The sequence below is a fragment of the Sphingomonas sp. genome, assembly GCF_003248515.1.
GTDB lineage: Bacteria > Pseudomonadota > Alphaproteobacteria > Sphingomonadales > Sphingomonadaceae > Sphingomonas_I.
Genome location: NZ_QFOB01000005.1, coordinates 288697 through 315261, shown reverse-complemented (window position 1 = coordinate 315261; position 26565 = coordinate 288697). Strand labels below are relative to the sequence as shown.

The following is a 26565-nucleotide window of genomic DNA, read 5'->3' as shown; positions in this document are numbered from 1 at the left end:
CAGCTCCTCCAGGCTCAGACCAAAATTCAGATAACGCTCCACATACAGCGCCGTCATGTCGATATTCGACGGATTGTCGAACCACGCCCGCGATCGCAACTTCGCCTGCTTTCCCTCGCTCATCATTCGTCCTGCTTTACATATGTAGGAGTATTTATAAGTGCAGCCGCCCCCGCGCAATCCGCCAAAGGTGGATGTCGGGGCGCTGCGGCCTAAGCGAGCGGAGCGGCTGTCGCGGGGAGCCGGCGACAGGCCAGCCCCCCGCTTCGACAGGGCCTCGCCTCACTTCAGATCGAGCATCACCACCGATTTGGCCGGCAGCGTCACGGTGAGCGTGCCACCCGAAAGCTGCGCGCCCGTGAAGGCAACCGGCACTACCGTGCCCGGCTTGTCGAAGCTGTTGAGCGCGTTCATCGCCGTCGCGGTGAGAACCTTCCCCGTCACGGTCGATCCCGCCACACCGGAAAGGCTCACCGTCACCGTCGCGGCCCGATTGGGATCCGCATTGGTCAGGCCGACATGCACGGCGCCCGCCTTATCCCTCACCGCCGATGCGCTGACGGCCGGCACCACCCACTGATCCTTGCCATACCACGGGCTCTTGAGCTCCACCGGCAGCACGGTGGCGTCCATATAGGGCTTGTACATCTGGAAGACGTAATAGGTCGGCGTCTTCACCATCTTCGCGCCGTCCGTCAGGATCATCGCCTGCAGCACGTCCACCATCTGCGCGATGGCGCTCATGCGCACGCGATCGGCATGCTTGGCGAAGATGTTGAGGTTGATGCCGGCCACCAGCGCATCGCGCAGCGTATTCTGCTGGCGCAGGAAGCCGGGATGCGTGCCGGCATCCTCCCTGAACCAGGTGCCCCATTCGTCGACAGCCAGGAAGACGCGCTTCTTCGGATCATATTTGTCCATGATCGCGCTGTGCTTGGTGACGAGTTCTTCCATCTTCCAGGTGCGCGCCATCGTCTCGGCCCAAAGCGCCTCGTCAAAGTCGACGGCGGGCGATTTGCTGTCGAAGCCGTTCGGCACCGTATAATAATGGAGCGAAAGGCCGCCGAGCTTGGAGCCCGCCTCCCGCATCATCACCTCGGTCCAGTTATAATCGTCGCCATTGGCGCCGGACGCGATCTTCGTGATCTTCTCGCCCGCCGGCACCTTCACGAACGTGGCGTAGCGGCGCGTCTCGTCCGCCGCATATTCGGCGCGCATGTTGCCGCCACAGCCCCAAAGCTCGTTGCCGATGCCGAAATAAGGCACCTTGTAGGGCGCCTTGTGGCCATTCCGGGCGCGCTCCTCCGCCAGCGTGCCGGCGGGCGCCGTCATATATTCCACCCACTCGGCCATTTCGGTCGGCGTGCCATCGCCCACATTGCCGGAAATATAGATCTCGGATCCCAGCTGATCCATCAGATCCATGAATTCGTGCGTGCCGACGGCATTGGGCTCGGTCACGCCGCCCCAATGGGTGTTCACCTTCACCGGGCGCTTCGGCCCGATGCCTTCGCGCCAGTGATATTCGTCGGCGAAGCAGCCGCCCGGCCAGCGAACCGCCGGCACGTCGATATCCTTCAGCGCCTGCACCACATCGTTGCGAAAGCCGCGCGTATTCGGGATCTTGCTGTTCTTGCCCACCCACAGGCCACCATAGATGCCCGTGCCCAGATGCTCGGCGAACTGGGTGAAGATATGCCGGTCATAGACGGGGCCGGGCTGATCCCCCCTGATCGTGGCGGTGGCGGTCAGCGCCTCCCGCGCCTGGGCCGCGACCGGCGCGGCCGATACGAGCAGCGCCAGCGTCGCATCGCGAAGCATCCTCATCATCATCGTCTCTCCCTGTAAGCTCCCGGCCGATCGCCGGGTCCCGTCTGTCATTGGTGGTGGATCATGGCCGGGCGATCAGTCGTGGAATGCCTCGACCAGTTCGCGGCGCCCGCTCAGAAAGGCATCCGCCACGTGGCGCAGCGGCGCGATATCCACGTCGCTCGTGCCCGCGCGGACGAGATCGGCGAAGCGGGCATAGAGGCCCGGATATTCATGATCCTCGCTCTTGTGCTCGCCCGTCGGCAGGAACAGCTCGGCCCCGCCCTTGGAAAGTTTCAGTTCCCCGGCATCAGTCTCGACCGTGATGTCCCAGGTCTGCGGGCCGGTCTGCCGCCAGTCGAGATCCATCGAGACCGGCACGCCATGCGCGTCGCGAAACGAAAGGAGCGCCGCGATCGGCGCCGCGCGATTGGCGGGAAGGAAAAGCGTGCCCTCCTGCAGGAAGAAGGGGCGCGGCAGGATGTGCGTCGCGATCGAAAGCGCGTTGATCCCCGGATCGAACACGCCGAGACCGCCCGGCTCCCAGATCCACGCCTGCCCCGGATGCCAGACGCGCACATCCTCCCGCCAGACGATCGAGACCTTCCGGATCTCACGCGCGGCCAGCCACGCGCGCGCCGCGCCGACGCCGGCCGCGTAACGCGAATGCCAGCTGGCGAAGAGCGAGACGCCCGCGGCACGCGCATAATCCTCCAGCACCGCCACTTCGGCGAGGGTCGCGCCCGGCGGCTTTTCGAGGAAGACATGCTTGCCCGCCGCGATCGCCTTCTGCGCGAGGTCGTAGCGCACCTGCGGCGGTGTGCAGAGCGCGACCGCGTCGATCTCCGGCCCTCCCGCCAGCAGATCGTCCAGCGTGCGGAACAGCGGCACGCCGCCCGCCGCCTCGCCACGCGAACTGACGGTGGCGGCCAGGCGATAGGCATCGTTGCCGAATATGGCCGGGAGATGCTGGTCATGGGCGATCTTGCCCATCCCCACGATGGCGATGCGGATCGGCGAAGCCATCAGAGCGGCTTCACCGTCGCCGGGACACTGGCATCGCCCGCCGCGCGCGCCAGCGGATTGCGCAGCGGCAGCGTGAAGGGCGCCGCCTCGATCTCGAACACGTCGCCGGGCTCGGTGCGGATGCCGTCGCTGAACGAAAGCGTCGCCGTGCCGAAGAAGTGGACATGCACGTCGCCGGCCTTGCGGAACAGATCATATTTGAAGTGATGATGCTCCAGATTGGCGATGCTGTGGGACATGTTGTCCTCGCCCGACAGGAAGGGCTTTTCCCAGATCACCGCGCCATCGCGCACGATCCGGCTGGTGCCGCGCACATCGGCGGGCGTTTCGCCGACCAGCAGCTCCGGCCCGATCGATGCCTGCCGCAGCTTGCTGTGAGCCAGCCACAGATAATTGTGCCGCTCGGTCACATGATCGCTGAACTCGTTGGCGAGCGCGAACCCGATCCGATAAGGGGTGCCATCATCACCGATCAGATAGACGCCGGCCAGTTCGGGTTCCTCGCCGCCATCCTTCGCGCAGGGCGGCATGGTCAGGGGTGCTGCGGGATCCACCAGTTGCGAACCATCGCCCTTGTAGAACCATTCGGGCTGCTGGCCGATCGCCCCGGCACCGGGCTTGCCCCCCTCCAGCCCTTCCAGGAACATGCGCATGCTGTCCGTCTGCGTTTCGGCGGCGGCCGCCGCCTTGTGCATCTTGTCGCGCCCCTCGGCCGAGCCCAGGTGGGTCAGGCCCGTACCGGTCATGATAACGTGCGCGGCATCGGCATGGTCGATCGGCGCGATCAGACGGCCGGCCGCATATTCGGCCGCCGGGTCCGCCGCATCGCCCTCGCCCGCCGCGGCAATCGCGTCCGTCAGGGAAATGCCCTGGGCGATCGCCCGCAGCGCCAGTTCACGGACGCTTTCCACGCCCGGCACAAACCAGGCGCGATCCCCGCGTGCCGCGATCACCGAACGCTGCCCGCTTTCGGCGCGATGCTGAAGCAACCTGAGACTCATTCCATCACCCTCTTCAAATGATCGCCTCGATTTCCCGAAGGCGCGATCCGCACGCACGAAACAGCCGGCTCGGACGGCGGATCGCAGCACTATTACTCCGACAATATGCGAGCATGATGCGAGTGGCAATTGCCGGATGCCACGGAGTGTTGCAGTGATGGTGATCCATGAAGCGCGTGAAGACAGACGAAGCCGATCTGCGGCACATCAGCAGCGAAGCACCGGCCAGCCGCGCCCGGCGCGGCACGGGCCGCAGGCTTCACGGCGCCATCGCCAACAAGCTTGGCCGCGCGATCGTGGGCGGCGAATATGCGCCCGGTGACAGGCTGGAGGGCGAGGTCGCCTTTTCCGAGAGTCTCGACGTCTCCCGCACCGCCTATCGCGAGGCGATACAGGTGCTCGTCGCCAAGGGGCTGGTCGAAAGCAAGCCGAAGGCCGGCACCCGCGTCCTGCCGCGCGCGCGCTGGAACCTGCTGGATCCGGAAGTGCTGGCCTGGGCCTTTTCGGGGCAGCCACACATGAATTTCGTGCGCGACCTGTTCGAGTTGCGCTCGGTGATCGAGCCGGCCGCCGCGCGCTTCGCGGCCGAACGACGCGACAAGTCCGATCTGAAGGCCATGCGCGATGCGCTGGCGTCGATGCGGCACCACAGCCTCGCCACCGATGCGGGCCAGACGGCGGACCGCGATTTCCACCATGCGATCCTGCACGCGACGCGCAATGACGCGATCGTCGCGCTCAGCGCCAGCATCGGCGCGGCGGTAAGCTGGACGACCGTGTTCAAGCAGCGCGGGGAGCCGCTGCCGCGCAACGCCATCCCCGATCACGTCCGTGTCTATGAAGCGATCGCGGCGGGCGATGCCGATGCCGCGGCCGAAGCGATGCGCGCGCTGGTCGCGCTCGCGCTCCAGGATACGCGCAGCTCCATGGAATGATCGTCGGGCCGAAAGGCCCGATGCCCCCGCGCTCCGCGAAATGTCGCCGGCCCGGGCAGGCATCGCCCGGGCCGGCGCGGATCAATCCAGCGCGTTGGTGGGCTTCGCCCCCCACAGCGCGTAAAACAGAACGTAGAGTTCGCACACGGCCGTCAGGATGAAGGAGTGTTGCAGGCCGTAGCTGTCGGCCAGCCAGCCCTGCACCGCGACCAGCGCGCCGCCGGCGATCGCCATGATGAGCAGGCCCGATCCCTCTTCCGTCAGCGGCCCCAGCCCCCGGATGCCGAGCGTGAAGATCGTCGGGAACATGATCGAATGGAACAGGCCGACCAGGATCAGCGACCACATCGCGACATGGCCTGTCGTCATCACCGTGACCGCCATCACCACGAAAGCACCGATCGAAAAGCCGGCCAGCACCAGTTCCGCCGGCACCTTCTGCATCATCGCCGATCCGATAAAACGCCCGACCATCATGCCGCCCCACAGCAAGGTGAGGTAGCGGCCAGCGGCCTCGGTCGTCATGTTGCCGATCTCGGGCCGGCTGACGAAGTTCACGAACAGATTGCCGACGCCGATCTCCGCGATCAGATAAATGAAGATCGCCGGAATACCGAATACCAGATTGCGATGCTTCCAGAGCGAGTGCTTCTTGCGCTCCTCCTTGGCGACGCGGCTGGATGCCATGCCGATCGCGGGCAGCGGGAAACGCGCGATGACGATCGCCAGAACGACGAGAACGCACGCCACCAGCACATAAGGCAACACGACCGACTGGGCATCGGCCAGGCGATCCGCCTGGCTCAGAATGGTGCCCGCGTCCGCGCGCCCGCCCTTCGATCGCCCGAGAATCAGATAGGCGCCGAACAGTGGGGCCAGCATCGTGCCGGCGGAATTCATCGCCTGCACAAGGTTCAGGCGGGACGATGCCGTGTCGCTCGGCCCGATCACCGCCACATAAGGGTTGGCGGCCACCTGCAGCAGCGTGATGCCGCTGGCGATCACGAACAGCATCACCAGGGTCACGCCATAGGAAGGCAGGCTCGCCGCGAGCACCATGCCCAGCGCACCGGCCGCCATGATGCACAGGCCAGTCACCAGCGCCTTCTGATAACCGATCCGCTCAATCAGCTTGGCCGATGGGATGGAGGCGAAGAAATAGGCGATGAACCACACGCTCTCGATCAGCGCCGCCTGGAAATAGCTGAGTTCGAACACGCTGCGCAGATGCGGCAGCAGCGTGCCGTTGATGACCGTGATGAAGCCCCACATGAAGAAAAGGCTCGCGAGCAGGCTCAGCGATGCGCCATAGCCGGCACGCGGCCCCGATGGATCGGAATGGCCCGCGCCTGCCGCGGCGTGGATCGGTGCGGGCATCTTTTCCAACTCCTTGTTCGATTCGTTGCGGTGCCGGATGCGACACTCGCTTGTCCTTCATTCTTTTGTCGGACTAGAAAGAGCCGGAGGACGCGTCAATGTCGACGCGCGAGGAGAGGTTATGCGAGGAATTCTCCTGAGCACATGCGCGCTGCTGATCGCCACGGTGGCGGCGGCCGCTCCCGCGAGCGCGGCCGAGGTGCGCCGCGAGGCCGCCGGCACGACAAAGAGCGGCGGCCAGATCGAGGCGTTCACGCTTTCGAACGGCAGGGGCGTTTCCGCGCGCATCCTGACGTACGGCGCCACACTGCAATCGCTCAAAGGCCCCGATCGCAACGGAAAGATCGCGGACGTGATGCTCGGCTATGACGATGCCACCACCTATGAGAGCCACCCCAATTATTTCGGCGTCACTGTCGGCCGTTATGCCAATCGGATCGCCGGCGGCAAATTCACGCTCGACGGAACGGGCTATTCCCTTCCCCTCAACGACAAGGTGAATTCGCTCCACGGCGGCGGCGCAGGCTTCGACAAGAAGCTCTGGCGCGTCGTTTCGGCCACCAGCGGCCCCGTCGCGAAGGTGGTCCTCGCGCTCACCAGTCCGGACGGGGAAGCGGGCTATCCGGGCAAGCTCGACGTGACCGTCACCTATTCGCTCGACGAGCAGAATGCGCTCACCATCGATTTCGGCGCCGCGACGGACAAGCCGACGATCGTGAACATGACCAATCACGCCATCTTCAATCTCGCTGGCGAAGGCGCGCCCGCCGGCACCACCAATCATCTTCTGACGATCCCGGCCCGCGCCTACACGCCGGTCGACGCGCGCCTTATCCCCACGGGCGAGCTTCGCCCGGTGGAGGGCACGGTGTTCGATTTCCGCAAGCCCCGCCTCGTGGCCGAAGGGATCCGCGACGGACACGATCAGCAGATCCGTTTCGGCCAAGGCTATGATCACAATTTCGCGCTCGACAAGGGGCTGACGGCGCAGCCCGGCCTCGCCGCCCGCCTGGAAGATCCGCAGTCCGGCCGCGTGCTCGAAGTGCTGTCGACCGAGCCCGGCGTGCAATTCTACACCGGCAATTTCCTCGACGGCGCCTTCCCCGGGAAGGGCGGCCATCTTTACCGGATGGGCGACGGCATCGCGCTGGAGCCGCAGAAGTTTCCGGACGCGCCGAACCATCCGGCCTTCGTCTCCGCGCGCGTGGATCCCGGCAAACCCTATCATCATGTGATGATCTACAAACTGACCGTTCAGGGCCGCTGAGCCCGGCGCCGGCGGGCGGGCGATCGCAGGCCCGTCCGCCGCGCCGCGCCCATCAGGCCGGATCCGCGCCCGCTGCCACGGATCCGCGGACGCAAAACGAACGTGGCGGAGGCGGCACGGATAAGCGATAGGGCCGCATCGGCATTCGCGTTCAATGGAAGCGACGACAGAGTGAAGCAATCGGACCGCACGAACCACGAGCCCGCCGATGCGGCGCCCGGGGTTCGCAAGGAACGCAAGAGCGGCACGGCCGGCGCGCAGACGCTGGAGCGCGGGCTCGACATGCTCGAGCTGATCGTCGCCCGGCCCACGCGCATGCCGGCCCTGATCCGCCAATATGGCCTCTCCAAGACGACCACCTGGCGCCTGGTGCAGGCGCTCGCGGATCGGCGCTTCGTCACGGTCTCCACCTCGGGCGAGGTGCATGCCGGCCCCAAGCTGCTCCAGCTTGGCGCCCGCACGCAGGAGCAGACCGATCTGCTCCTGATCGCGCGCCGCCATCTCGACGATCTCGCCGCCGAAACCGGCCACTCCGCCTTTCTGGGGCGCCGCGACGGCGATTATTCGGTCCATCTTCACAGAAGCTCGGCCAATGAGCGGGTCGCGGTCACCACCGCCCCGGGCACCCGCCGCCGCCTGCCGGAAACGAGCCTGGGCAAGGCGCTGCTGCTGGATGACTCGCCGGCCGCTCTGGAAACCGCCGCGCGGGCTGCCGGCCTCGCCAACATACCGCAATGGATCGCGGACATGCAGCGCAGCACCGCCGAGCGTACCGTCCTCAATCAAGGGCCTCCGCCCGACTGCATTCATGCCATCGCGGCGCCGATCCGGGATGTTTCCGGCCGGATCGTCGCCGCGATCAGCATCGCCAGCCCGAGCGCCTATCTGGGCGAGGAAAGGATGCGCATTCTCGCGCCATCCGTGCGCGATGCCGCCACCACGATCAGCCGCGCGCTAGGCTGGATGCCGCCCGAAGAGGCAGCGGACGGCTGATCGCCGGCGCCTGCCCGGAAGGGGCGGGCAAAAAGCCACGCCATGCTCCGGCCGGTGATGCGGTCATTCCTTCCACGCTGCGCCCGGTCGCGCGCCTGCCGTCCGCTGTCCGGGCGCCGAAGGCGCGCGCGGCCGTCGAAGATCGCTCGCCCTCCACACGCTCTCCCCCTGCGGCGACGCGGCTCCGGCAATCGATCGCGACCACGCCCTCCGCTTGTCTTGGATATAATTCGGATCATTATTCGGATCTAACATTACGTTATGTAATTTCGCCCCCGATGCGTCTAATAGATTGTAAATAGGCCGCGTTAACTATCTTTATACTTGACTCTTCCTAAATGAAAATTCCATGCGAACGCTGTCGGCAAAAAGAAAGTTTCGGGATGCGGCCCGATCCGACTGCAACTCAACCATGGTTGCTTGCGTTACTGGGGAATGGAGAATGCGATCTGGCGAAGGTCCGGATCGATGAGGAGGTGGGAACTCGTCATGGTGATGGACATCAATGCGGGGCTTGAACGGGCCATCGATGCCTTCGAGGATGGATGGGCATCCGCCGCGAAGAAGGGCGACAATTGCCCGCCGAGCCATGTCGAGCCGTCACTGCACGAATATTGGCGCGATGGCTTTCACGCAGCCCTCGCCAATCGGGGCTCTATCGGAACACCGTCTCACGCCTGAAAAGGAATGGCTCCGTTCGGGCGGTCCACGCGTAACGAAAATAACGATGGAGGATGCACCATGACGATCGAGTTCAATCCCGCCGAATGGCGCAAGGAACTTCAGCTTCTTCTGCAGATGATCCAGTCACAGCCCTCCCGTGACTGGGCGGCGGAGCGTGATCGTATCGTGGTGCTGAACAAGCTTATCGCGGGCAGCCGGTCGGCCGCCTGACGTCGGCGACCAGAGAGCATCTCACGCCCGGCGCGTGAGGCGCACGGGGCGGCTTTGATATCGACCGGTCAGCCCCGCGCCAGCGCCGCCAGCTCCAGCGTGCCGAGAGGCCCCGCGTCCGCGCCCATTTCGGCATGGACGATCATGGCCCGGAGCGTGGCCTCGTCCATGTCCGGCAGATAGCCCGCCAGCTTCTCGCCGATCCGGTCGCGCACCAGAGCCAGCAGATGCGGCTGCCCCACGCCCACGCCGCCGCCCACGATCACGCGCTCGCACGAGAGCGTCAGGAACAATGAGACCATCCCCTCGGCCAGCGCATCGGCCACGGGGATCCACGCCGGATCCTCCGGCGACAACTTGTTGGCGCTGGTTCCCGTCCGCGCCGCGATGGCGGGGCCGGCCGCGAGCCCTTCCAGGCAATCGCCATGGAACGGACAATTTCCGGCGAAGCCATCGCCCGCCATCCGGCGGACGCGCAAATGCCCCGCCTCAGGGTGCATGCGTCCCGTTACGGGCCTGCCCCCGGCCACCACGCCCATGCCGATGCCCGTGCCGATCGTGACATAGACGAAATCGCTGACCCCACGCGCCGCACCCCACCGCCCTTCGGCGAGCGCGGCCGCCGTCACATCGGTATGCAGCGCCACCGGCACCGGCATCACCTCGACAAGCGGCCCGACGATCGCCGCGCCGGACCAGCCCTCCTTCGGCGTCGAGAGCATATGGCCATATTCGCCATGCCGGGCATTCAGCGCGATCGGGCCGAAGCTCGCCACGCCCAGCGCCGCCGGCCGATGCTCGCGATACCAGGATCGCAATTGCTCCGCCGTCGCCGCCAGCGTCTCGGCCGGCCTGGTCGTCGGGATCGTCACGCGGTCCAGAATCTTCCCGCCCTGCCCGATCACGGCGATCGTCTTGGTTCCCCCAAGCTCGACACCGGCAAAGAGCGGTTCCGGCACGTCATTCCCGTTGCGGACGGAGGCAGCCGCCGGGGCAGGCATGGTCATGGCTCGTTCGCTCCTTCGTACGCGACGATCGCTGGCAAATAAGAGAAATCCGAACGCGAGAAACGCGCCACCGTTGCCGCATGGGGAATCCGGATCACAGCCCCGCCCCGAGCGCCTCGAGCGATCGTCTCTTCGTCTCCGGGAAGAAGAACAGGACCACCACGAATTGCACCGCCATGCAGGCCGCGAAGAAGGCGAAGGGCAGGCCGTGCATATGTTGCGCCACCAGCGGAAAGGCCGTGGCGATGATCGCATCCATGAACCAGTGCGTCGATGAACCCAGGCTCTGCCCGCGCGCGCGCACGTCGGTGGGGAAGATCTCGCTGATATAGACCCAGATCACCGCCCCCTGGCTGAACGCGAAGAAAGCGATGAAGGCGATGAGGAGCCACAGCAGGAGATCCTGGTGCGTATTGCTCAGGAAGATCGCCGCCACGCCGGATAGCGCGGCCGTCACGCCCACCGCCCCCACCAGCAGCAACGTCTTGCGGCCGACGCGATCGATCACCGTGAGCGCCAGCGCGGTGAAGAACAGGTTGCACGCGCCGATGATGATCGCCTGCCGATCGGCCGATACCGTATCGAAGCCGGCCGCGGCGAAAATGTCGTTCAGATAATAGAGAATGGCGTTGATGCCCGAAAGCTGGTTGAAGCCGGCGACCGCGAAGGCCAGCAGGATCGGGCGGCGATGGCGCCCCCAGCTCAGTCGGGGGGTAGTGGCCGCCGTCTCCGCCTGGCGGTAGCGCAGAAGTTCCGCATCGGGATCCGCCGTGCCGAGCGCGCGCAGCACGGTGCGTGCCTGCTCCGTCCGCCCCTTGGCGGCCAGCCAGCGCGGGCTATCGGGGATCGTGAACATCAGCACGAGCAGCAGCAGTGCCGGCAGGGCCGTCACCCCGAACTTCACGTGCCAGTCGAGCGCGCCGAGCGCGAAGGACGTGACCACGGCATTGCTGAGATAGGCGACAAGGATACCCAGCACGACATTGAGCTGGAAGGCGCCGACGAGCATGCCGCGCCGGTCCGCCGGCGCGATCTCGGCGATATAGACGGGCGCCAGCACCGAAGAGGCCCCCACCGCGAGCCCGGCCAGGATCCGGAAGACGATCAGCGCCCACCAGTTCCCTGCGAACAGGCAGCCGATCGCCGAAACGAGATACAGCAGCGCTATGAAAATCAGAGCCGTCCGCGCGCCATAGCGATCACCCGGCACGCCCGCGAGCAACGCGCCCGCCAGCGTCCCCCACAAGGCGCTGGAAACGGTCACGCCGAGCCCCGCCGCATCCAGCCCGAAGGCGTTGCGTATGCCCTCCGTCGTGCCCGCGATCACGGCGGTGTCGAAGCCGAACAGCAACCCGGCAAGCGCCCCCACGGCAACTCCGCGGATCAGCAATCCATTCATCGTTCTCTCCCCCCTCACCCTTGCCCGATCGCCAATCGAGCGGGGCTCGGATTGCCGCGGGCGGATACGCCCGATCCTGTCGAAGCCGCTGCGGGATGCCCGGCATTGCCCGGCCGGATCGGCGCTCTACCGCCCTCTCCAGCCGGAGCCATTTATGAAAACATTTTTCCTAAATAAAGGGCGGATGACCACGCCGCTGCAAATCAGCGCCGTCGCTTCCAGCGGCAAGGGCCGGCGCGGTGTTGCCCGGCATCACGGCCGGACAAACAAAAGCGGGCGACACACAGGTGTCGCCCGCTTTCCATTCGATCGCGTGGTCGTCAGGCGATCTTGAAGGCCGTCCTGCGGCGGATCGCGGCGAAGCGGCTCGCTTCCTTGCGCGCCTGGCTTTCCTGCCGGTTGAGTTCGCGCTCGCCCAGCACCGCCATCGCCGGCGCCGCGAGGAAACGCGCGCCCGAAAGCATCAGCGAAACCGATGCCAGCAGGGTCATGTGCCCGCCGATCAGCGGCGATATGGTGAAAAGCGCCAGGATCACCAGAACATGCAGGCCGCCGATGATCGCCTCCGGCCGGGTCGCATTGAAGGCCCGCTGCCAGGAGCCCGCCACCGCGAACTTGGGCGTGCGCGTCCACGGCTGCGGCTTCTTTGAAAGCCCGGCGATCGCGGCCGTCATCTGAACGAACGTGAGGCTCGATTCGGCCACCTCCGCCAGCAGCATGTCCGAAATCCGGCGGCAGCCCGAAAGGCGATAACGGCGCCAGCGCAGGATCACGGTCGATGCGATGCCGGAAAGGAGAACCGGCCACGCCACGGCGGGCAGGATCACGTCCGGCAGCACGCCGGCAGCACTCAGCACCGTCATCATCGCCATCATCACCAGGCCGAAGCCGGTCGTCACGAGCTGCACGATCGGCGCGGCGCTGCGCTGGAATTCCAGCAGCTTGGACCAGCCGTTGATGCCCGATTTCTGGCCGAACGGACGCGGCAGGAAATAGCGCCAGTAGCGGCGAAGCTGCTGCACCGGGCCTGCCGTCCAGCGGAAACGCTGCTTGCGATAATCCTCGAACGTTTCGGGGATCAGGCCACGGCCAAAGGTCTGCGGCAGATACACGCCTTCCAGACCGATGGCGCGCAGGCGGATCGAAATCTCGCTATCCTCGGTCAGGCACCATTCGGCCCAGCCACCGACCTCGCGGATCGCCGCTGCACGAACCACGCACATCGTGCCGATCGTGAAGGCGGCATTATATTCGTTGATGCCGGGATATACGACCTTGTTGGTCGGCATATATTCCCAATAGCAGGCCCGCAGATAGGGATTGGCATCGTAGCCGCGATAATCGTGCGGCGTCTGCACATAGCCGATCTTGGGATCGTCGAAGAAGCCGGCGAGGCGCGAGAGGAAATCGGGGCGCGACTGATAATCGGCGTCCAGCACCGCGACGAGCTTCGCCTCCGGGTTCATCCGCTCCAGGCACCAGTTCAGCGCGCCGGCCTTGGCGCCTTCCAGCGGAGCGACGTGGAAGAAGCGGAAGCGCTCGAAGCCCAGCTTGGCGTTCAGGCGGCGACAATGTGCCTCCACCGGGCGCCACAGCGCCTCATCCTTGGTGTTGTTGTCGCAGACCATCACCTCGAAATTCGGGTAGGTCTGCGCCGCGATGCCATCCAGCGTTGCGATCACCAGTTCGGGCGGCTCGGCATAGCAGGCCACCTGAACGGAGATCATCGGCGCATCGCGGCCCAGCTTCTGCGGCAGCGGCGCGATCGGCCGGCGCCAGCTCATATGGGTCAGCGTCGCCTGGCGGACGAGCGAACCCGCCACCGTGAAACCGAGCAGCGCGACCGCCACGACGCTGGAAACCGCCCAGAGCGTGAGCGCCCACATGGGATAGGACAATTCGGTCAGCACAAGGAACGACCAGGGCACCGTCACGAGCAGCAGCAGCGGCTGCACCGACGTCAGCAGCGCGCCCGCCGAAGTCAGGCGGGGCGAAAGCCAGCTGGCGAGGCTCGCGCCCATCAGGACGAGCAGGGTCGCGATAAGCGCCCCCATGCCCTGATCGGTGGCGATCGCGCTGACGAGGCCGCAGGCGACGGCGGCGGTCCAGACCGGAACGATCTGCCGGCCGCCTTCCTCGTCCACCCCGAAAACGGAGCGTGCCTGGACGACAATGAAAAGAGTGGCCACGAAGGCCGTGAGCGATAGGTCGAGGAGCGCGGCGTCGAAAGCGGCGCGGGCTGGCAAGATCATCGGATCAACTCACCTGAATGGACAGCACACCGCCTTCCGGACATCCTGACAGGGAGGGAGGAGCGGTGCTTCATCTGGCGAATATTAACAATATTGCCCGTGTCCGGTTCCTGAACACCGAATGATCGATTTTCCGCTGATCCCTGCGGAAACTCGTTCTGTCGCACAAAATCCAGCAGTTACGCTAGTTTGAGGCGTCTGGCCGCCTTCCCCAGCGCCCGCTTGTCGGAGTCGACGAGCCCCAGCCGAAGGGCGCCCCACGTCGCCGCCAGCCAGCCGATGATGGTTAACATGCCGCTCGCCGCCAGCGGCAGCGGGGATGTCGCCCAGGCGAGGAGCAGGATCGCCAGCGAGGCGCCCAGCGCCACGAGCAGCGTCCTCAGGAAGGGCGGCGCGAAGGCGACCAGTCCCTCCTCCCGGCTCAGCTGGCCGATCGAGAGCACCGCGACCACCACCTGCCCCGTCGCCACGGCGAGCGCGACGGCAAGGCCCGGCCAGCGGTCCGCCGTCGCCATCAGAACCACGCCCGCCGCCAGCACGGCGATCAGGCTGTTGATGAGCGGCAGCACGCGCCGGCCGATCACCTGCTGGATCGACGAAGCCGGGCCGATCGCGGCCTCTATCCCCCGGGCGAGCGACAGGATGACGAGGATCGGCAGGCCCGCCTCGGCGCCCTTCGCGAACGCGCCGAGAATGGCCGGGCCGGCGGCCGCCAGCGCGATGCAGGTGGGCACCGCGAGCAGCAGCGACAGGCGCACCGCGAAATCGTAGAGGCCCTGGAGGGTGGCGCGATCGCCGCGCGCCGCCGCCGCCGCGATCGGACCGAGCACATAGCTGAACGTCTGCCGCACGATCTGCGGTATGCTCGAAACCTTGCGCGCAATCGCATATAGGCCCGCGGCCGAGGCCCCGGCCGCGCCCGGGGCAAGCATGTTGGCGACGATCGTGGCGAGATCGCTGAACGCGCGGCTGAGGATATTGGCCGGCAGCACGGAAAGCCCCGCCAGCGCCATGTCCCGCGTCGCCGCGCGTCCCGCCGGCAGGGCGATCACGTCCGCCAGCGGCACATAGCGGTTGAGCAGGCGAAGCGCGGACGCCGCCGTGAAGGCGAGCGAGATCAGGTGCGCGCCCAGCAGGCCCAGCGTCCGCACGCCCGCCGCCCACAGCATGATCGCCGCCGCAAGCCGGGCGAGCTGCTCCCACATCAGGCGCACGCGAACTTCCGGGCCGAAGGCATGGTTGGCGCGGACGGCCGATGTCGCCACCTCGATGATCGCCCACAGCGGCAACGCCCAGGCGAACAGGCGTATGCCCATCACGAGCTGCGCCCTATCCGCCGCCGCCACGTTCAGCAGGGTGGCGATCATCGGGGCGAGCGCACAGGCCAGCGCGCCGACGATCAGATTGGGAAGCACGCCCAGCAGCAGCGCCGCGCGCACGGCCCTCGCCCGCTCGGCCGGTTCGCGGCAGGCGGGAAGAATGCGCTGCAACCCACTGGTAACCCCCAGATCCAGAACATTTTCTGTGATGTTCACCAGGCTCCACAGCACCATGTAGAGGCCGTAGGTGGGCAGGCCGAACATCCAGGTGTAGGCCGGCTGGCTCACCACCTCGACGACGGCGCCCAGCCGCGAAAGCGCGACCGAGCCCACGCCCCTGGCCGCCTTGCGCCGGGCCTCATGGGCGATGATCGACGATTCGTCTTCCGCCGGCGCCGGCCCGCTCGTCACTCCTCGGTGCGGATCAGCACCGCCTCGCCGATGAGGAAAAAGAGCAGGAAGGGCGCCCAGGCGGCCAGCAGCGGCGGATAGGCACCGAGATTGCCCATCGCCAGCGCGAAATTGTCCGCCACGAAATAGAGGAAGCCCAGCGCCATGCCGATCACGGCGCGGAGGAACAGGCGCCCCGATCGCGCCAGCCCGAAGCCGGCGACGCCCGCCAGCAGCGGCATCAGGATGGTCGAGAGCGGCCCCGATATCTTGTGCCACAGGATCGTGCGCAGCGCGCCGGTGGGCCGGCCGCTCGCCTGAAGCTCCCCGATCGCCTCCCACAAGGAACGGAACGAACGGCTGTCGCCATCCACGGAGGCCAGCGTGAAGCGGTCGGGCGCGATGCCCTTGCCGATCGTCATCGACGGGAAGTCGCGGAGCGCCCCCCTGCGAACATCGAACAATTGCACCTTGTCGATCTTCCACGCGCCATTCACGAACTGGCCGCGCTCGCCCTTGGCGATCACCGTCAGCCTGTCGGCCGTGCGATCATAATATTCCACGCCGATCAGCCGCGCGGCCGCGCCGCGCCCGGTGACGTGATCGACGTGGATCAGATCCTCGCCATCGCGCACCCACACATTGTCGACCACGCCGCGCGTATCCCTGACCGGGCCGTAATCGACATTCTGCCATGCCGTGAGCGCGGCGGTGGAGCGCGCCACGACATGATCGTTGAACCAGAAGGAAAGGCCCGCAATGGCGAGGCTGGCGAAACCCAGCGGCGCCAGAATCTGGTGCGCGGAGATGCCGGCGGCCTTCATCGAGATGATCTCGCTGTTCGCATTCATGCGCACCAGCGTGATGAGCGTACCGAGCAGGACCGAGAAAGGCAGGAAGCGGGCGATGATCTGCGGCACGCGCAGCGCCACATAATGGAGGATCGCCGCCTGCCCATTGCCGGGATAGGCGAGGATGTCGCCCGATTCGCCCAGCAGATCCAGCGTCATGAGCACGAGTACCAGGGCGGCCAGCACCGCAAGCGATCGCGAGACGAAGGTCTGCGCGAGATACCAGCCGATCGTGCGCGGCGGCAGGAATCCGGGGCCGGCGCTCATGCCGGCTTGCCCTTGCGATCACTGGAGAATCGGCTGCGCACCCATTTCCACGCCTTGTCGGCGCTGCGCTCGAGCGCGCCGATCGGCTGTCCGCCCGGCTTGTGCGCCAGCGTATGATACATCCACCAGATCAGCCCCGCGAAGATCGCGAAGGGCACCCACAGGGCGATCAACGGATCGATCTTCCCGAGGCTGCCGAGCGCCTCCGCATATTCATTCACCTTGTGATAGGTCACGATCATCACGATCGAGAGAAAGACGCCGAGCGCCGAACTGGATCTCTTGGGCGGCACGGCCAGCGCGACCGCGAGCAGCGGCAGCAGCAGCATCGTCGCCACCTCCACCATGCGGAAATGATATTCGGCGCGGCTGCGGGCACGCTCCAGCAGGGGATTGCCGTTCTTGTGGCCCGATCGGACGAGTTCGGGAATCGTCATCTCCCCGTCGCGCCCGCCGCGCAGCCGGAACTTCTCCTCGCGCGGCAGATCGATCGGCAGATCGTGATTCACGAAGGTCAGAACGCGCGGGGCGGCGAAGCCGGGCGCATTGTGGACGAGGCTGCCGTTGCGCAGGCGCAGGATGATCGTGTCGGGATCGTCGGTCGCCATGAAGCGGCCATGCTCGGCCGTCACCGCAAGGCTCTTGCCGTCATCGCCCTGCGCCATCACGAACAGGCCGGAAAGCTCGCGCCCGCCATCCTGGCTGCGCTCCACCCGGAGCGTCATCTTCTTGCCCAGCTTGGTGAATTCGCCCACCTTGATCGATGCGCCGAGCGCGCCGGAGCGCAGCTCGTAGCGCAGCCCCTCATAGGCATAGCGCGCATAAGGCTGGACGAAGCCGACGATGGCGAGATTCACGAAGGCCAGCGCGCCCGCATAATAAAAGGGCACGCGCAGCAGCCGGCCATAGCTCATGCCCACCGCCTGCATCACATCCAGTTCGGATGTGGTGGCCAGCCTGCGGAAGGCGAGCAATATGCCCAGCATCAGCCCGATCGGGATGCCGAGTGAAAGATATTCGGGGATCAGACTCGCCAGCATCCGCCACACCACGCTGACCGGCCCGCCTTCCTGCGCGACGAAATCGAACAGGCGAAGCATCTTGTCGAGCAGCAGCAGCATCGCCGCGATCACCAGGGTCGCCGCCAGCGGCACGGCGATCAGGCGGGCGAGGTAACGATCGACCATCTTGCCAGAATTCAAAATGCCGACGCTCCGTCACCATGATCTGGCCGCAATCGCCGCCAATCTGCAGTCGGCATGGGGGCGTGTTTCGCCCATCGCCGGTGGCGGTGGCCTATAGCTTCCGGGAGTTGGTTGGTCATGTCTAAACTTCTCGTGCCTGTCGCCGCCGCCGCGCTCTGCGCGGGCAGCGTCGTCGCGCCCGTCGCGGCCACCGCCGCGATCGTGGGTCCGCACGCCGCCGATTGCGCGCCGGGATCCGAGAAACAGGCCATGCTGGTCCATGTACTGGGGCTCAAGAGCCGCACCGGGATGATCCGCCTTCAATCCTATGGCGGCGATCCCAAGACCTATTTCGACAAGGGCGCCTATATCGAGCGGATCGAGCTGCCCACGCCCACCAGCGGATCGATGGAGGTGTGCATGCCCGTGCCCCGCGCCGGCACCTATGCCGTCTCGATCCGGCATGACGTGAATGGCAGCGGCAAATCGGACATGTCGGATGGCGGCGGCTTTTCCGGCAATCCCAGCTTCTCGCTGATGGATGTGATCTTCAAGCGCCGCCCCTCGCCCGCCTCGGTGGAGGTGAAGGTGGCGGGCGTGACGAAGGTGCCCGTGGTTCTCAATTATGTGCAGGGCGGATCGGTGAAGCCGGTCGCGACTGCGGAACGCTGACAGGAAACATGACCCGGATCGCGCTTCTTTCAAACCCGCAATCGACCGGCAACCGGTCCTTGCTGCCGCGCGTCCGCACTTTCTGCGCCGATCATCCGGAAATTTTCCACTATGAGGTGGAAAGCGCGGACCAGATCGGCGCGGCGCTGAAGACGATTGCCCGCGTCGATCCCGCCATCCTCGTCATCAATGGCGGCGACGGTACGGTCCAGTCGACGCTGACCGAGCTTTATCATGGCGGCCAGTTCGGCACGAAGCCGCCGCCCGTGGCGGTGCTGCCCAACGGCAAGACCAATCTGATCGCGCTGGATCTGGGCGCGGTCGGCGATCCCATCGTGGCGCTGGAGCGCGTGCTGGAAATCGCACGCGGTCCGCTCCAGGATCATATCGTCAGCCGTGAACTGATCGCTCTTAGTGAGGATGATGGCGCGCCCGTGCTCGGCATGTTCCTCGGCGGCGCGGGGCTGGCCGATTCGATCCTCTATTGCCGCAACAAGATCTACCCGCTCGGCCTGCCCAACTGGCTGAGCCACATCCTCACCTTCTTCGCGCTGATGCTCTCGCTCGTGCTGGGGATGCGCGCGGCCTTCCTGCCGCCCCGTCCCTCCGCCGTGAAGGTCCAGCTGATCCGCCAGGGCCAGATACAGGGCCATTTCTCGCTGCTGATCGTGACGACGCTGCGCAAGCTGCTGCTGGGATCGAACGTACCTGCGAGCGGCAGGCTCGGCGCGTTGCAGCTGCTGGTTGTCGATCAGAATCCGCTGGCCCTGCTGCGCGCCGTCATCACGAGCGCCCTCGGCAAGCTCGATTATGGCCGGCTCCATGGCATGCAGGTGGAAAGCGGCGACGAGATTCGCATCTCGGGCGATCGTTCGAGCGTGATCCTCGATGGCGAAGTGTTCCAGGCCGGCGCCGGCCGCACCATCGTGCTGCGCCACACCGATCCCCTGCCCTTCGTCCGCCTCGCGGCCTGATCCCGTGAGCGCAGGGGCGCCGGCGCTCCGCGACCTCGTCGCCGCCGAACTGGCCGTTCCCGTGCCGGCCGCCGTGAATGCCATGGCGGCCGCCATCGCCGCGCGGCATCCGTCCGCGCTGGGCGTGCTCTTCTACGGCTCCTGTCTGCGCGAACAGTCGTTCGACGGGCTGATGCTGGATTTCTACCTGATCGTCGAAAGCTATGGCCGGGCCTTCGATCGTGCGTGGCTGGCGCGCGCCAATCGCCTGCTTCCGCCAAACGTCTTCCCGTTCGAGCATGAAGGGCTGATCGCCAAATATGCGGTGCTGAGCGCTGACGATTTCGCCCGTCTCAACGGCCCGGAGGCGGAGACAGTCTCCGTCTGGGCCCGCTTCGCCCAGCCCTCACGGCTGGTCTGGGTGGCGGGCGATATCGCGACGGCCGCCATCGTCGACGCCATCGCCCGCGCGGCGCCGACCCTGTTCGAACTGACGCTGCCGATGCTGACCGGCACCGGCGATGTCGCGGACATGGATATCTGGCGCGAGGGTTTCCGCCTCACCTATGGCGCGGAGCTTCGCGCCGAGCGCGCCAACCGTCCCGGATCCGTCGTCGATGCGGATCCCGCCCGCTATCACGCCTTCGCACGCGCCGTTCTGGCCGCGATCGCACGGGAGCACGGTGTCGGCCCGAACGGTGAAGTGCCCAACGCCTGGAGCCCGGCGGCAGCGGCCGGGCGCTGGGCGAAGCTGCGTCGCAACGGCAAGCTGCTGACGCTCGCCCGCCTTGCCAAGGCCAGCGCCACCTATGCGGGCGGGATCGATTATCTCGCCTGGAAGATATCGCGCCATTCCGGGCAGAAGGTGACGATCCGGCCCTGGCAGCGCCGATGGCCCATCCTCGGTGCGATCACGCTCCTCCCCCGCCTGATCGCGAAAGGCGCGATCCGCTAGAATGATTGCGAGGCCGGCGGAGGCATTGTCCGGCCCGGCACAAGCGGATCGAAAACCGCTCCGGACAAGCCAAACGCAGGTTTGTGGCGATCGCCACCATCCCATAGAATGCCGGAATGCGCTTCCTCTGCCGTGACGCCACCGAAGCCGATCTGCCTGCGATCGTCGGGCTTCTGGCCGATGATCCGCTGGGCGCCACGCGCGAGAATGCCTCGCTCCCGCTGGCGCCGTCCTATCTCTCCGCTTTTCGTGCGATCCAGGCGACGCCCCGGCAGCGCCTGATCGTGGCGGAGGAAGAGGGCCTGATCGTCGGCACGATCCAGATCGTGCTGATCCCGGCCATATCCCGGCGTGGCAGCCTGCGGGGCCTGATCGAGGCGGTCCGCATCGCCGCCCGCCATCGCGGCAATGGCCGGGGGGAGCAGCTTGTCCGCTGGGCCGTCGCGGAATGCCGGGCAGCGGGCTGCGCCTCGGTCCAGCTCACCTCGCATGATTCGCGGGCCGATGCCCACCGCTTCTGGAAGCGCATGGGCTTCGTCCCAACTCATGTCGGGTTCAAGCTGGATCTCTAGCGGAGGGCCGCCACCCGCTTTACTTCGCCTTCTTCACCGCGATGCCCATCACCTCGAAATGGGCACCCGCCAGCAGGTTGCCCGCACCGATGAAGGCGCGCGCGGGCTTCGGCCCGGTGAAATAGGTGACATACGCCTTGTTGAAGATCGGGAAGTCGGCAAGGTCCTTCGCGAAGATCTGCACCTGCACCAGATCGTCCATCGTGTAGCCCGCCTCGGCCAGCGTCGCCTTGAAGGCATCCAGCACCAGCTTGGCGCCTTCCTCGGAGGTAGCCGGCGGCTTGCCCGTCTTCGGATCGAGATCGATCATACCCGATACGTAGAGCGTGCCATTCGCCTCGACCGCCTCGCTGAACGGCGGCTGCGGCGTGCCGGGAAGTGATTGACGCGGCGCGAGATAGCGGCGGCCAGGCTCGGCGGCCTGGGCGCCGCCCGCAAGCAGTATGGCGGTGGCGGACAAGGCAATCAGGCTACGGCGCATCGGATCACTCCCTCTTGTCTGGCCGCATCCGGCCGTTGCTACACGAATACTTTGGTCACATGCCCCATTTTCCGGTCCGGCCGCTGGCCGCTCTTGCCGTAGAGATGGAGGTGGTTGGCCCGGTCGGCCAGGATGGCCGGCCACTGCTCGACATCGGAGCCCAGCAGATTGCGCATCTCCACGCGGGCACCGGTCAGATCGGTCGATCCCAGGGGCAGGCCACAGATGGCGCGGATGTGGTTTTCGAATTGGGAGGTGACGGCGCCTTCGATCGTCCAATGCCCCGAATTATGAACGCGCGGCGCCATTTCGTTGAAAACAGGCCCTTCCGCCGTCGCGAAAAATTCGCAGGCAAGCACGCCCACATAATCCAGCGCGTCCGCGATATGCTCGGCCAGCGCGCCCGCCTCCGCCGCCTGATCGGTCGCCAGCCCGCTTGCCGGCGCGATCGAAACATCGAGGATGCCGTGACGATGCCGGTTCTCCACCGCATCCCAACGCACGATCTCGCCATTCATGCCCCGGCACAGGATGATCGAGAATTCGGATTCGAAGCGGACCAGCCCCTCCAGCACGCAGGGCTTCTGGCCGATGGAAAGCCAGGCGGAGGCCGCCCGCGAAGGATCCTCGATCCGCTCCTGCCCCTTGCCATCATAGCCGAAGCGCCGGGTCTTGAGGATCGCCGGGCTGCCCAGATCGCCCAGCGCCGCGCGCAGATCCTCGATCGAATCCACCTTGCGGAAGGGAGCCGGCCGGCCGCCCAGCTGCTCCACGAATGTCTTTTCGGTCAGCCGATCCTGCGCCACTTCCAGCGCGCGCGCCGGCGGGAAGACGCAATTGTGCGCGGGCAGGCTCGCCACGTCGACATTCTCGAATTCATAGGTGACGACATCCACCTGCGCCGCGAAGGCGGCGACGGCGGCGGCATCGTCATAGGCGCTCTGCGTCCAGCGCGCCGCCACCTCGGTCGCGGGGCCGCTCATGCCCGGCGCGAAGATATGGGTGCGATAGCCGAGATTGGCCGCGGCGATGGCCAGCATCCGCCCGAGCTGCCCGCCTCCCATGATGCCGATCGTGCCGCCGGGAGGAATCATTCCGGTGCTTCGTCCACCGAGGCGGTCTGGCGCTCGCGCCAGCCGGCGAGCCGCACGGCCAGCGCCTCGTCCGAAAGCGAGAGGATCGAAGCGGCCAGCAGCCCCGCATTGATCGCCCCGGCCTTGCCGATCGCCAGCGTGCCGACGGGCACGCCGCCCGGCATCTGCACGATCGAAAGCAGGCTATCCATGCCCTTCAGCGCCTTCGATTCTACGGGCACGCCCAGCACCGGCAGCGTCGTCATCGAAGCCGCCATGCCCGGCAGGTGCGCCGCGCCGCCCGCCCCCGCAATCACCACCTTCAGGCCGCGCGCGGCGGCACCCGTCGCATAATCATAAAGGCGCTGCGGCGTGCGATGCGCGGAGACGACCTTCGCCTCATGCGCCACGCCCAGCGCGTCGAGCGTCTCGGCCGCATGGCGCATCGTCTCCCAGTCGGAGCGGCTGCCCATGATGATGCCGACAAGGGGTTGGGTCACTCAACGCTCGCTCAGATAATAACGATCGGTGGCGTTCAGCGCATCGTCCAGCTCATAGACGATCGGCTGCCCGGTCGGGATTTCGAGACCCGTAATCTCATCATCGGGAATGTTCGACAGATGCTTGACCAGCGCGCGTAGCGAATTGCCGTGCGCGGAAATCACCACGCGCTTGCCCGCCTTCAGGTCCGGCGCGATCGTGCCTTCCCAATAAGGCAGAACGCGCGCGATCGTATCCTTCAGGCTTTCCGTATTCGGGATCGGGATGCCGGCATAGCGGCGGTCGGCCGCCAGATCGAATTCGCCGCCCGGCTCCAGCACGGGCGGGGGAATGTCGAACGAACGGCGCCAGATCTTCACCTGATCGTCGCCATGCCGGGCTGCGGTCTCGGCCTTGTTCAGGCCGGTGAGGCCCCCATAATGACGTTCGTTCAGCCGCCAGTCCTTCTCCACCGGCAGCCAAAGACGGCCCATCGCCTCCAGCGCGAGGTTCAGCGTCTTGATCGCGCGGGTCTGCAGGCTCGTATAGCATTGATCGAAATCGAGGCCCTTGGCGGCCATCAGCTCGCCCGCCGCCTTCGCCTCGGCGATGCCCTGCTCGGTCAGGTTCACGTCCCACCAGCCGGTGAAGCGATTCTCCAGGTTCCAGGCGGATTGTCCGTGGCGGATCAGCACGAGTGTCGGCAAGGCATTACCCCCTCAAGGTTTGGCGCCTTTTAGCCGGGGATGCGCCCGTGGCAACCGTTCTTCCCCTTCCCCCACGGGGCGCTTTCACCGGGCCAGTGCCGCCACCAGCTCCACATGCGTGGACCAGCGAAACTGGCCGATCGGCCGAACCCAATCCAGCCGCCAGCCGCCGGCCGCCAGCGTCGCCACATCGCGTGCGAAGGTGGCGGGGTTGCAGGAGACATAGGCCATCCGGGCCAGATCGGCGCCCGCCAGTTCGACCACCTGCTCCTTGGCTCCCGCGCGCGGCGGATCGATCACCACCGCATCGAACCGCGACAATTCCTTCGCCGTATAGGGCCTGCGGAAGAGATCGCGATGATCGGCCACCACCGGCCGCCCCGCGCGCGCCGCCGCGCCCTTCAGCGCCAGCACGGGATCGCGCGCGCCTTCCGCCGCGAGCACCTTCGCCCTGGCCGACAGCGGCAACGCGAACGTGCCGAGCCCTGCAAAGAGATCCGCGATCGTGGCGGCCCCGTCCACGATCTCCCGCACGCCTTCCAGCAGCGCCGCCTCGCCGTCGGGCGTCGCCTGGAGGAAGGCCCCCGCCGGAAGCGAAACCGGCACACCGCCCAGCGCCACCGTCGCCGCATCCGGCTCCCAGCGCACCTGCGGGCCATAGCCATCGTCCAGCGCAAGGCGCGCCAGCCGATGATCCGCCGCGAAATAGGTGAGCGCCTCGGTCGCGGCGAGCTCGTCGACCGTCACGCCCGAAATCAGCACGTCCATCCCCTGATCCGTGCGCGTCAGGTGAATCTCCGCCCCCTTCTTCCGATCCAGCATCGTCGCGAGCAAGGCGCGGAGCGGCGCCACGAGGGCGAAGAGATCGGGCGCCAATATATGGCATTCGGCGAGATCGACGATCCGGTGGCTCGCCTCCTCGTTGAAGCCCATCACCACGCGATGCCCGATCCGCTCGGCGCGCAGGGCCGCGCGGCGACGGGTGCGCGGGGGCGAGAGATGCGGCGCGCGCATTTCGGGCAAGGCCACCCCCTGCGCCCGGAGCGCACCCGCCACCCGGTCGACGAGGAAGGCCGCGTAGCTCTCATCGTCGATATGCTGGAGCTGACAGCCGCCGCATTTCGGAAAATGGCGGCAGGGGGGCGTGGCATGGTGCGGCCCCGGCGTGATCGTGCCATCATCCGCCACCAGATCGCCCGGCGCGGCCAGCGCCACGAAGCGGCCATCGTCGGTGGCGCCGTCGCCCCGTGCCGCCAGACGGGTAATCACTGCGTTCATGCCTTTGCCACCGCGCGCTTGAGACTCCATAAAAGATCATCCGCGATCATCGCCGGCCCCGCCAGCTCCGCCGCCCGGGCATGCAGCCAGATCGCCGCGCCCGCCGCGGCCAGCGCATCGAAGCCATGCCAGCCCGCCTGCGCCAGCATCGCGCCGCATACGCCCGCCAGCACATCCCCCGTCCCCGCCGTCGCCAGCCAGGGCGAGGCGACCGGGCCGATCAGCGCACGCCCGTCCGGCGCCGCCACGATCGAGGTGGCGCCCTTCAGCAAGACGAACGCGCCTGCCCGTGCCGCCGCTTTTCTGGTCGCCCCCAGCGGATCGTCACCCACCGGGCCGAAGAGCCGTTCGAATTCGCCCGCATGGGGCGTGAGCAGGCGCATAGCCGTGCTCTTGCCACGCAAGCGGGGCGCCACGTCGTCGCCATGCTCCGCCAAAAGCGCCAGCGCGCCCGCATCCAGCACCATCGGCCTGTCGGTCGCCAGCGCCACCTCAAGCCGGGCTCTGCCCGCATCGTTCGCCGCCAGCCCCGGCCCGATCACGATCGCGCCGATGCGCGGGTCCGCCAGCACATCGTCGCTCCACGCCCGCCGCACCAGCGAGAGCGGCGTGCCGAAGGGCAGATCGTCACCCGTCACCTCGACATAGCCGGCGCCGGCGCGCTGTGCTGCCTCGGCCGCGAGAAAGGCCGCGCCCTGCATCACGCCCGCGACCACGACGACCTTGCCGCGCGTATATTTGTTGCTCGTCGCATCCGGCGCGCGCAGCGCGGGCGGCACGATCAGGCCCAGAGCCGGCCGATCCGGCAGGGGCAGCCCGATATCGATCAGGTCCACCTGCCCGCAGAGGCCCGCCCCCGGCATCAGCGCATGAACCGGCTTGAGCGCGCCGAGCGCGATCGTCAGCGCCGCCGGCTTCGTCCGCCCCCTCGCGGCGCCGCTGTCCGTATCCAGCCCGCTCGGCTGATCGATCGCGGCCACGGCCGGTGCTTCGTCCAGCCATTGCGCGAGCGCGGGATCAAGGGCGCGCGAACCGATACCGAACAGGGCATCCACCACCAGTGGCGCATAGGCGGCGGGCATCGGCTCCACCGGGCCAGACCAGCGGGTGCGCTTGGCCCATGCCTGCTCGGTCGCGGGCGGCGCCAGCGCCGCCACCCGCACCGGCCAGCCCCGGGCCAGCAGATGCAGCGCGACGACATAGCCGTCACCGCCATTGTTGCCCGGCCCGCAGGCGACAAGCACGGGCTGGACGGGAAAGCGCGCGGCGATCGCCTCGGCGGCGGCCGCCCCCGCCCGCTCCATCAGATCCACGGGCACGATGCCGCGATCGAACAGGATCTGCTCGGCGGCGCGCGTCTCGGCGGCGGTCAGGACGGGTTGGGCCATCGCCGCCGCCCTAGAGCGTGATCGCCCGGCATGAA

At 66.9% G+C, this 26565-nt stretch carries 26 protein-coding genes; 10 read left to right on the top strand and 16 right to left on the bottom strand.

What is annotated here, in order from left to right:
- Positions 1–282: 282 nt before the first annotated feature.
- From DI605_RS11120 to araD1, 3 genes are all read right to left on the bottom strand, one after another.
- Positions 283–1830: an alpha-L-arabinofuranosidase C-terminal domain-containing protein gene (locus tag DI605_RS11120; RefSeq protein WP_293973383.1), complete on the bottom strand. Its 1548-nt coding sequence runs from the start codon at positions 1828–1830 to the stop codon at positions 283–285.
- 75 nt (positions 1831–1905) lie between these two features.
- Positions 1906–2835 carry a Gfo/Idh/MocA family oxidoreductase gene (locus DI605_RS11115; protein ID WP_293973380.1) on the bottom strand — a complete coding sequence of 310 codons (930 nt, stop codon included), beginning with the start codon at positions 2833–2835 and terminating at the stop codon, positions 1906–1908.
- A complete protein-coding gene (gene araD1 / locus DI605_RS11110) occupies positions 2835–3836 on the bottom strand; it encodes an AraD1 family protein (protein ID WP_293973378.1) in 1002 nt (333 codons plus the stop codon). Before araD1 ends, DI605_RS11115 begins: the two co-directional genes overlap by 1 nt.
- 167 nt (positions 3837–4003) lie before the next feature.
- Between araD1 and DI605_RS11105 the strand changes: the two genes are divergently transcribed.
- The gene (locus DI605_RS11105; protein WP_293973375.1) at positions 4004–4771 is read left to right on the top strand and encodes a FadR/GntR family transcriptional regulator; all 768 of its coding nucleotides are present in this window, start codon (positions 4004–4006) and stop codon (positions 4769–4771) included.
- A gap of 81 nt (positions 4772–4852) precedes the next feature.
- On the opposite strand, the gene DI605_RS11100 is transcribed toward DI605_RS11105, so the two are convergent.
- Positions 4853–6148 (bottom strand): sugar MFS transporter, encoded by a 1296-nt coding sequence (locus tag DI605_RS11100; protein ID WP_293973372.1) that lies wholly within the window; start codon positions 6146–6148, stop codon positions 4853–4855.
- A gap of 121 nt (positions 6149–6269) precedes the next feature.
- Between DI605_RS11100 and DI605_RS11095 the strand changes: the two genes are divergently transcribed.
- From DI605_RS11095 to DI605_RS11080, 4 genes are all read left to right on the top strand, one after another.
- Positions 6270–7415: an aldose epimerase family protein gene (locus tag DI605_RS11095; RefSeq protein ID WP_293973369.1), complete on the top strand. Its 1146-nt coding sequence runs from the start codon at positions 6270–6272 to the stop codon at positions 7413–7415.
- A gap of 171 nt (positions 7416–7586) precedes the next feature.
- Positions 7587–8408 (top strand): IclR family transcriptional regulator, encoded by an 822-nt coding sequence (locus tag DI605_RS11090; RefSeq protein ID WP_293973366.1) that lies wholly within the window; start codon positions 7587–7589, stop codon positions 8406–8408.
- 468 nt (positions 8409–8876) lie between these two features.
- Positions 8877–9089 (top strand): hypothetical protein, encoded by a 213-nt coding sequence (locus DI605_RS11085; RefSeq protein ID WP_293973363.1) that lies wholly within the window; start codon positions 8877–8879, stop codon positions 9087–9089.
- A 60-nt stretch (positions 9090–9149) separates the two neighbouring features.
- Positions 9150–9302: a hypothetical protein gene (locus DI605_RS11080; RefSeq protein ID WP_293973360.1), complete on the top strand. Its 153-nt coding sequence runs from the start codon at positions 9150–9152 to the stop codon at positions 9300–9302.
- A gap of 68 nt (positions 9303–9370) precedes the next feature.
- Here the strand turns inward: DI605_RS11080 and DI605_RS11075 are convergent, their stop codons facing one another.
- Positions 9371–10309: an ROK family protein gene (locus DI605_RS11075; protein WP_367120041.1), complete on the bottom strand. Its 939-nt coding sequence runs from the start codon at positions 10307–10309 to the stop codon at positions 9371–9373.
- A 94-nt stretch (positions 10310–10403) separates the two neighbouring features.
- Positions 10404–11708 carry a sugar porter family MFS transporter gene (locus DI605_RS11070; protein ID WP_293973357.1) on the bottom strand — a complete coding sequence of 435 codons (1305 nt, stop codon included), beginning with the start codon at positions 11706–11708 and terminating at the stop codon, positions 10404–10406.
- 154 nt (positions 11709–11862) lie between these two features.
- Between DI605_RS11070 and DI605_RS11065 the strand changes: the two genes are divergently transcribed.
- On the top strand, positions 11863–12042 hold the full coding sequence (locus DI605_RS11065; protein ID WP_293973354.1) for a hypothetical protein: 180 nt from the start codon (positions 11863–11865) through the stop codon (positions 12040–12042).
- Here the strand turns inward: DI605_RS11065 and DI605_RS11060 are convergent.
- The 4 genes from DI605_RS11060 to lptF form a co-directional block, all read right to left on the bottom strand.
- Complete coding sequence (locus tag DI605_RS11060; RefSeq protein WP_293973351.1) at positions 12029–13960, bottom strand: glycosyltransferase; 1932 nt, start codon at positions 13958–13960, stop codon at positions 12029–12031. The two genes, DI605_RS11065 and DI605_RS11060, sit on opposite strands and share 14 nt — an antisense overlap.
- 179 nt (positions 13961–14139) lie before the next feature.
- Positions 14140–15690: a polysaccharide biosynthesis protein gene (locus DI605_RS11055; RefSeq protein ID WP_293973348.1), complete on the bottom strand. Its 1551-nt coding sequence runs from the start codon at positions 15688–15690 to the stop codon at positions 14140–14142.
- Positions 15687–16787 carry an LPS export ABC transporter permease LptG gene (lptG, locus tag DI605_RS11050; protein WP_293973346.1) on the bottom strand — a complete coding sequence of 367 codons (1101 nt, stop codon included), beginning with the start codon at positions 16785–16787 and terminating at the stop codon, positions 15687–15689. Before lptG ends, DI605_RS11055 begins: the two co-directional genes overlap by 4 nt.
- Positions 16784–17974, bottom strand: a complete 1191-nt coding sequence (lptF, locus tag DI605_RS11045) for an LPS export ABC transporter permease LptF (RefSeq protein ID WP_293973343.1) — start codon at positions 17972–17974, stop codon at positions 16784–16786. The genes lptG and lptF overlap by 4 nt, the downstream gene beginning before the upstream one ends.
- Positions 17975–18109: 135 nt before the next feature.
- Here lptF and DI605_RS11040 point away from each other — a divergent pair, with 135 nt between their 5' ends.
- From DI605_RS11040 to DI605_RS11025, 4 genes are all read left to right on the top strand, one after another.
- On the top strand, positions 18110–18643 hold the full coding sequence (locus DI605_RS11040; RefSeq protein WP_293973340.1) for a DUF2141 domain-containing protein: 534 nt from the start codon (positions 18110–18112) through the stop codon (positions 18641–18643).
- 8 nt (positions 18644–18651) lie between these two features.
- Complete coding sequence (locus DI605_RS11035) at positions 18652–19617, top strand: diacylglycerol kinase family protein (RefSeq protein WP_293973337.1); 966 nt, start codon at positions 18652–18654, stop codon at positions 19615–19617.
- 49 nt (positions 19618–19666) lie between these two features.
- Entirely contained in the window at positions 19667–20551 is an 885-nt protein-coding gene (locus DI605_RS11030; RefSeq protein ID WP_293973418.1) for a hypothetical protein, read from the top strand.
- 116 nt (positions 20552–20667) lie between these two features.
- Complete coding sequence (locus tag DI605_RS11025) at positions 20668–21123, top strand: GNAT family N-acetyltransferase (protein ID WP_293973334.1); 456 nt, start codon at positions 20668–20670, stop codon at positions 21121–21123.
- A 19-nt stretch (positions 21124–21142) separates the two neighbouring features.
- Here DI605_RS11025 and DI605_RS11020 read toward each other — a convergent pair whose 3' ends face one another.
- From DI605_RS11020 to DI605_RS10995, 6 genes are all read right to left on the bottom strand, one after another.
- The gene (locus DI605_RS11020; RefSeq protein WP_293973331.1) at positions 21143–21604 is read right to left on the bottom strand and encodes a RidA family protein; all 462 of its coding nucleotides are present in this window, start codon (positions 21602–21604) and stop codon (positions 21143–21145) included.
- 38 nt (positions 21605–21642) lie between these two features.
- Positions 21643–22698 (bottom strand): 5-(carboxyamino)imidazole ribonucleotide synthase, encoded by a 1056-nt coding sequence (locus tag DI605_RS11015; RefSeq protein ID WP_293973328.1) that lies wholly within the window; start codon positions 22696–22698, stop codon positions 21643–21645.
- Complete coding sequence (purE, locus tag DI605_RS11010; RefSeq protein WP_293973325.1) at positions 22695–23177, bottom strand: 5-(carboxyamino)imidazole ribonucleotide mutase; 483 nt, start codon at positions 23175–23177, stop codon at positions 22695–22697. Before purE ends, DI605_RS11015 begins: the two co-directional genes overlap by 4 nt.
- Positions 23178–23864 carry a 2,3-diphosphoglycerate-dependent phosphoglycerate mutase gene (gene gpmA / locus DI605_RS11005; RefSeq protein ID WP_293973322.1) on the bottom strand — a complete coding sequence of 229 codons (687 nt, stop codon included), beginning with the start codon at positions 23862–23864 and terminating at the stop codon, positions 23178–23180.
- 84 nt (positions 23865–23948) lie between these two features.
- A complete protein-coding gene (locus DI605_RS11000; RefSeq protein ID WP_293973320.1) occupies positions 23949–25142 on the bottom strand; it encodes a class I SAM-dependent RNA methyltransferase in 1194 nt (397 codons plus the stop codon).
- Positions 25139–26530, bottom strand: coding sequence for an NAD(P)H-hydrate dehydratase (locus tag DI605_RS10995; protein WP_293973316.1), 1392 nt, complete (start codon positions 26528–26530; stop codon positions 25139–25141). Before DI605_RS10995 ends, DI605_RS11000 begins: the two co-directional genes overlap by 4 nt.
- Positions 26531–26565: the final 35 nt, after the last annotated feature.

Excerpts from the sequence above, each read along its gene's own strand:
- DI605_RS11120 (WP_293973383.1), bottom strand. The coding sequence starts at position 1,830 with ATGATGAGGATGCTTCGCGATGCGACGCTGGCGCTGCTCGTATCGGCC.
- DI605_RS11115 (WP_293973380.1), bottom strand. The coding sequence starts at position 2,835 with ATGGCTTCGCCGATCCGCATCGCCATCGTGGGGATGGGCAAGATCGCC.
- araD1 (WP_293973378.1), bottom strand. The coding sequence starts at position 3,836 with ATGAGTCTCAGGTTGCTTCAGCATCGCGCCGAAAGCGGGCAGCGTTCG.
- DI605_RS11105 (WP_293973375.1), top strand. The coding sequence starts at position 4,004 with ATGAAGCGCGTGAAGACAGACGAAGCCGATCTGCGGCACATCAGCAGC.
- DI605_RS11100 (WP_293973372.1), bottom strand. The coding sequence starts at position 6,148 with ATGCCCGCACCGATCCACGCCGCGGCAGGCGCGGGCCATTCCGATCCA.
- DI605_RS11095 (WP_293973369.1), top strand. The coding sequence starts at position 6,270 with ATGCGAGGAATTCTCCTGAGCACATGCGCGCTGCTGATCGCCACGGTG.
- DI605_RS11085 (WP_293973363.1), top strand. The coding sequence starts at position 8,877 with ATGAGGAGGTGGGAACTCGTCATGGTGATGGACATCAATGCGGGGCTT.
- DI605_RS11080 (WP_293973360.1), top strand. The coding sequence starts at position 9,150 with ATGACGATCGAGTTCAATCCCGCCGAATGGCGCAAGGAACTTCAGCTT.
- DI605_RS11075 (WP_367120041.1), bottom strand. The coding sequence starts at position 10,309 with ATGACCATGCCTGCCCCGGCGGCTGCCTCCGTCCGCAACGGGAATGAC.
- DI605_RS11070 (WP_293973357.1), bottom strand. The coding sequence starts at position 11,708 with ATGAATGGATTGCTGATCCGCGGAGTTGCCGTGGGGGCGCTTGCCGGG.
- DI605_RS11065 (WP_293973354.1), top strand. The coding sequence starts at position 11,863 with ATGAAAACATTTTTCCTAAATAAAGGGCGGATGACCACGCCGCTGCAA.
- DI605_RS11060 (WP_293973351.1), bottom strand. The coding sequence starts at position 13,960 with ATGATCTTGCCAGCCCGCGCCGCTTTCGACGCCGCGCTCCTCGACCTA.
- lptG (WP_293973346.1), bottom strand. The coding sequence starts at position 16,787 with ATGAGCGCCGGCCCCGGATTCCTGCCGCCGCGCACGATCGGCTGGTAT.
- lptF (WP_293973343.1), bottom strand. The coding sequence starts at position 17,974 with ATGGTCGATCGTTACCTCGCCCGCCTGATCGCCGTGCCGCTGGCGGCG.
- DI605_RS11040 (WP_293973340.1), top strand. The coding sequence starts at position 18,110 with ATGTCTAAACTTCTCGTGCCTGTCGCCGCCGCCGCGCTCTGCGCGGGC.
- DI605_RS11035 (WP_293973337.1), top strand. The coding sequence starts at position 18,652 with ATGACCCGGATCGCGCTTCTTTCAAACCCGCAATCGACCGGCAACCGG.
- DI605_RS11025 (WP_293973334.1), top strand. The coding sequence starts at position 20,668 with ATGCGCTTCCTCTGCCGTGACGCCACCGAAGCCGATCTGCCTGCGATC.
- DI605_RS11020 (WP_293973331.1), bottom strand. The coding sequence starts at position 21,604 with ATGCGCCGTAGCCTGATTGCCTTGTCCGCCACCGCCATACTGCTTGCG.
- DI605_RS11015 (WP_293973328.1), bottom strand. The coding sequence starts at position 22,698 with ATGATTCCTCCCGGCGGCACGATCGGCATCATGGGAGGCGGGCAGCTC.
- DI605_RS11000 (WP_293973320.1), bottom strand. The coding sequence starts at position 25,142 with ATGAACGCAGTGATTACCCGTCTGGCGGCACGGGGCGACGGCGCCACC.
- DI605_RS10995 (WP_293973316.1), bottom strand. The coding sequence starts at position 26,530 with ATGGCCCAACCCGTCCTGACCGCCGCCGAGACGCGCGCCGCCGAGCAG.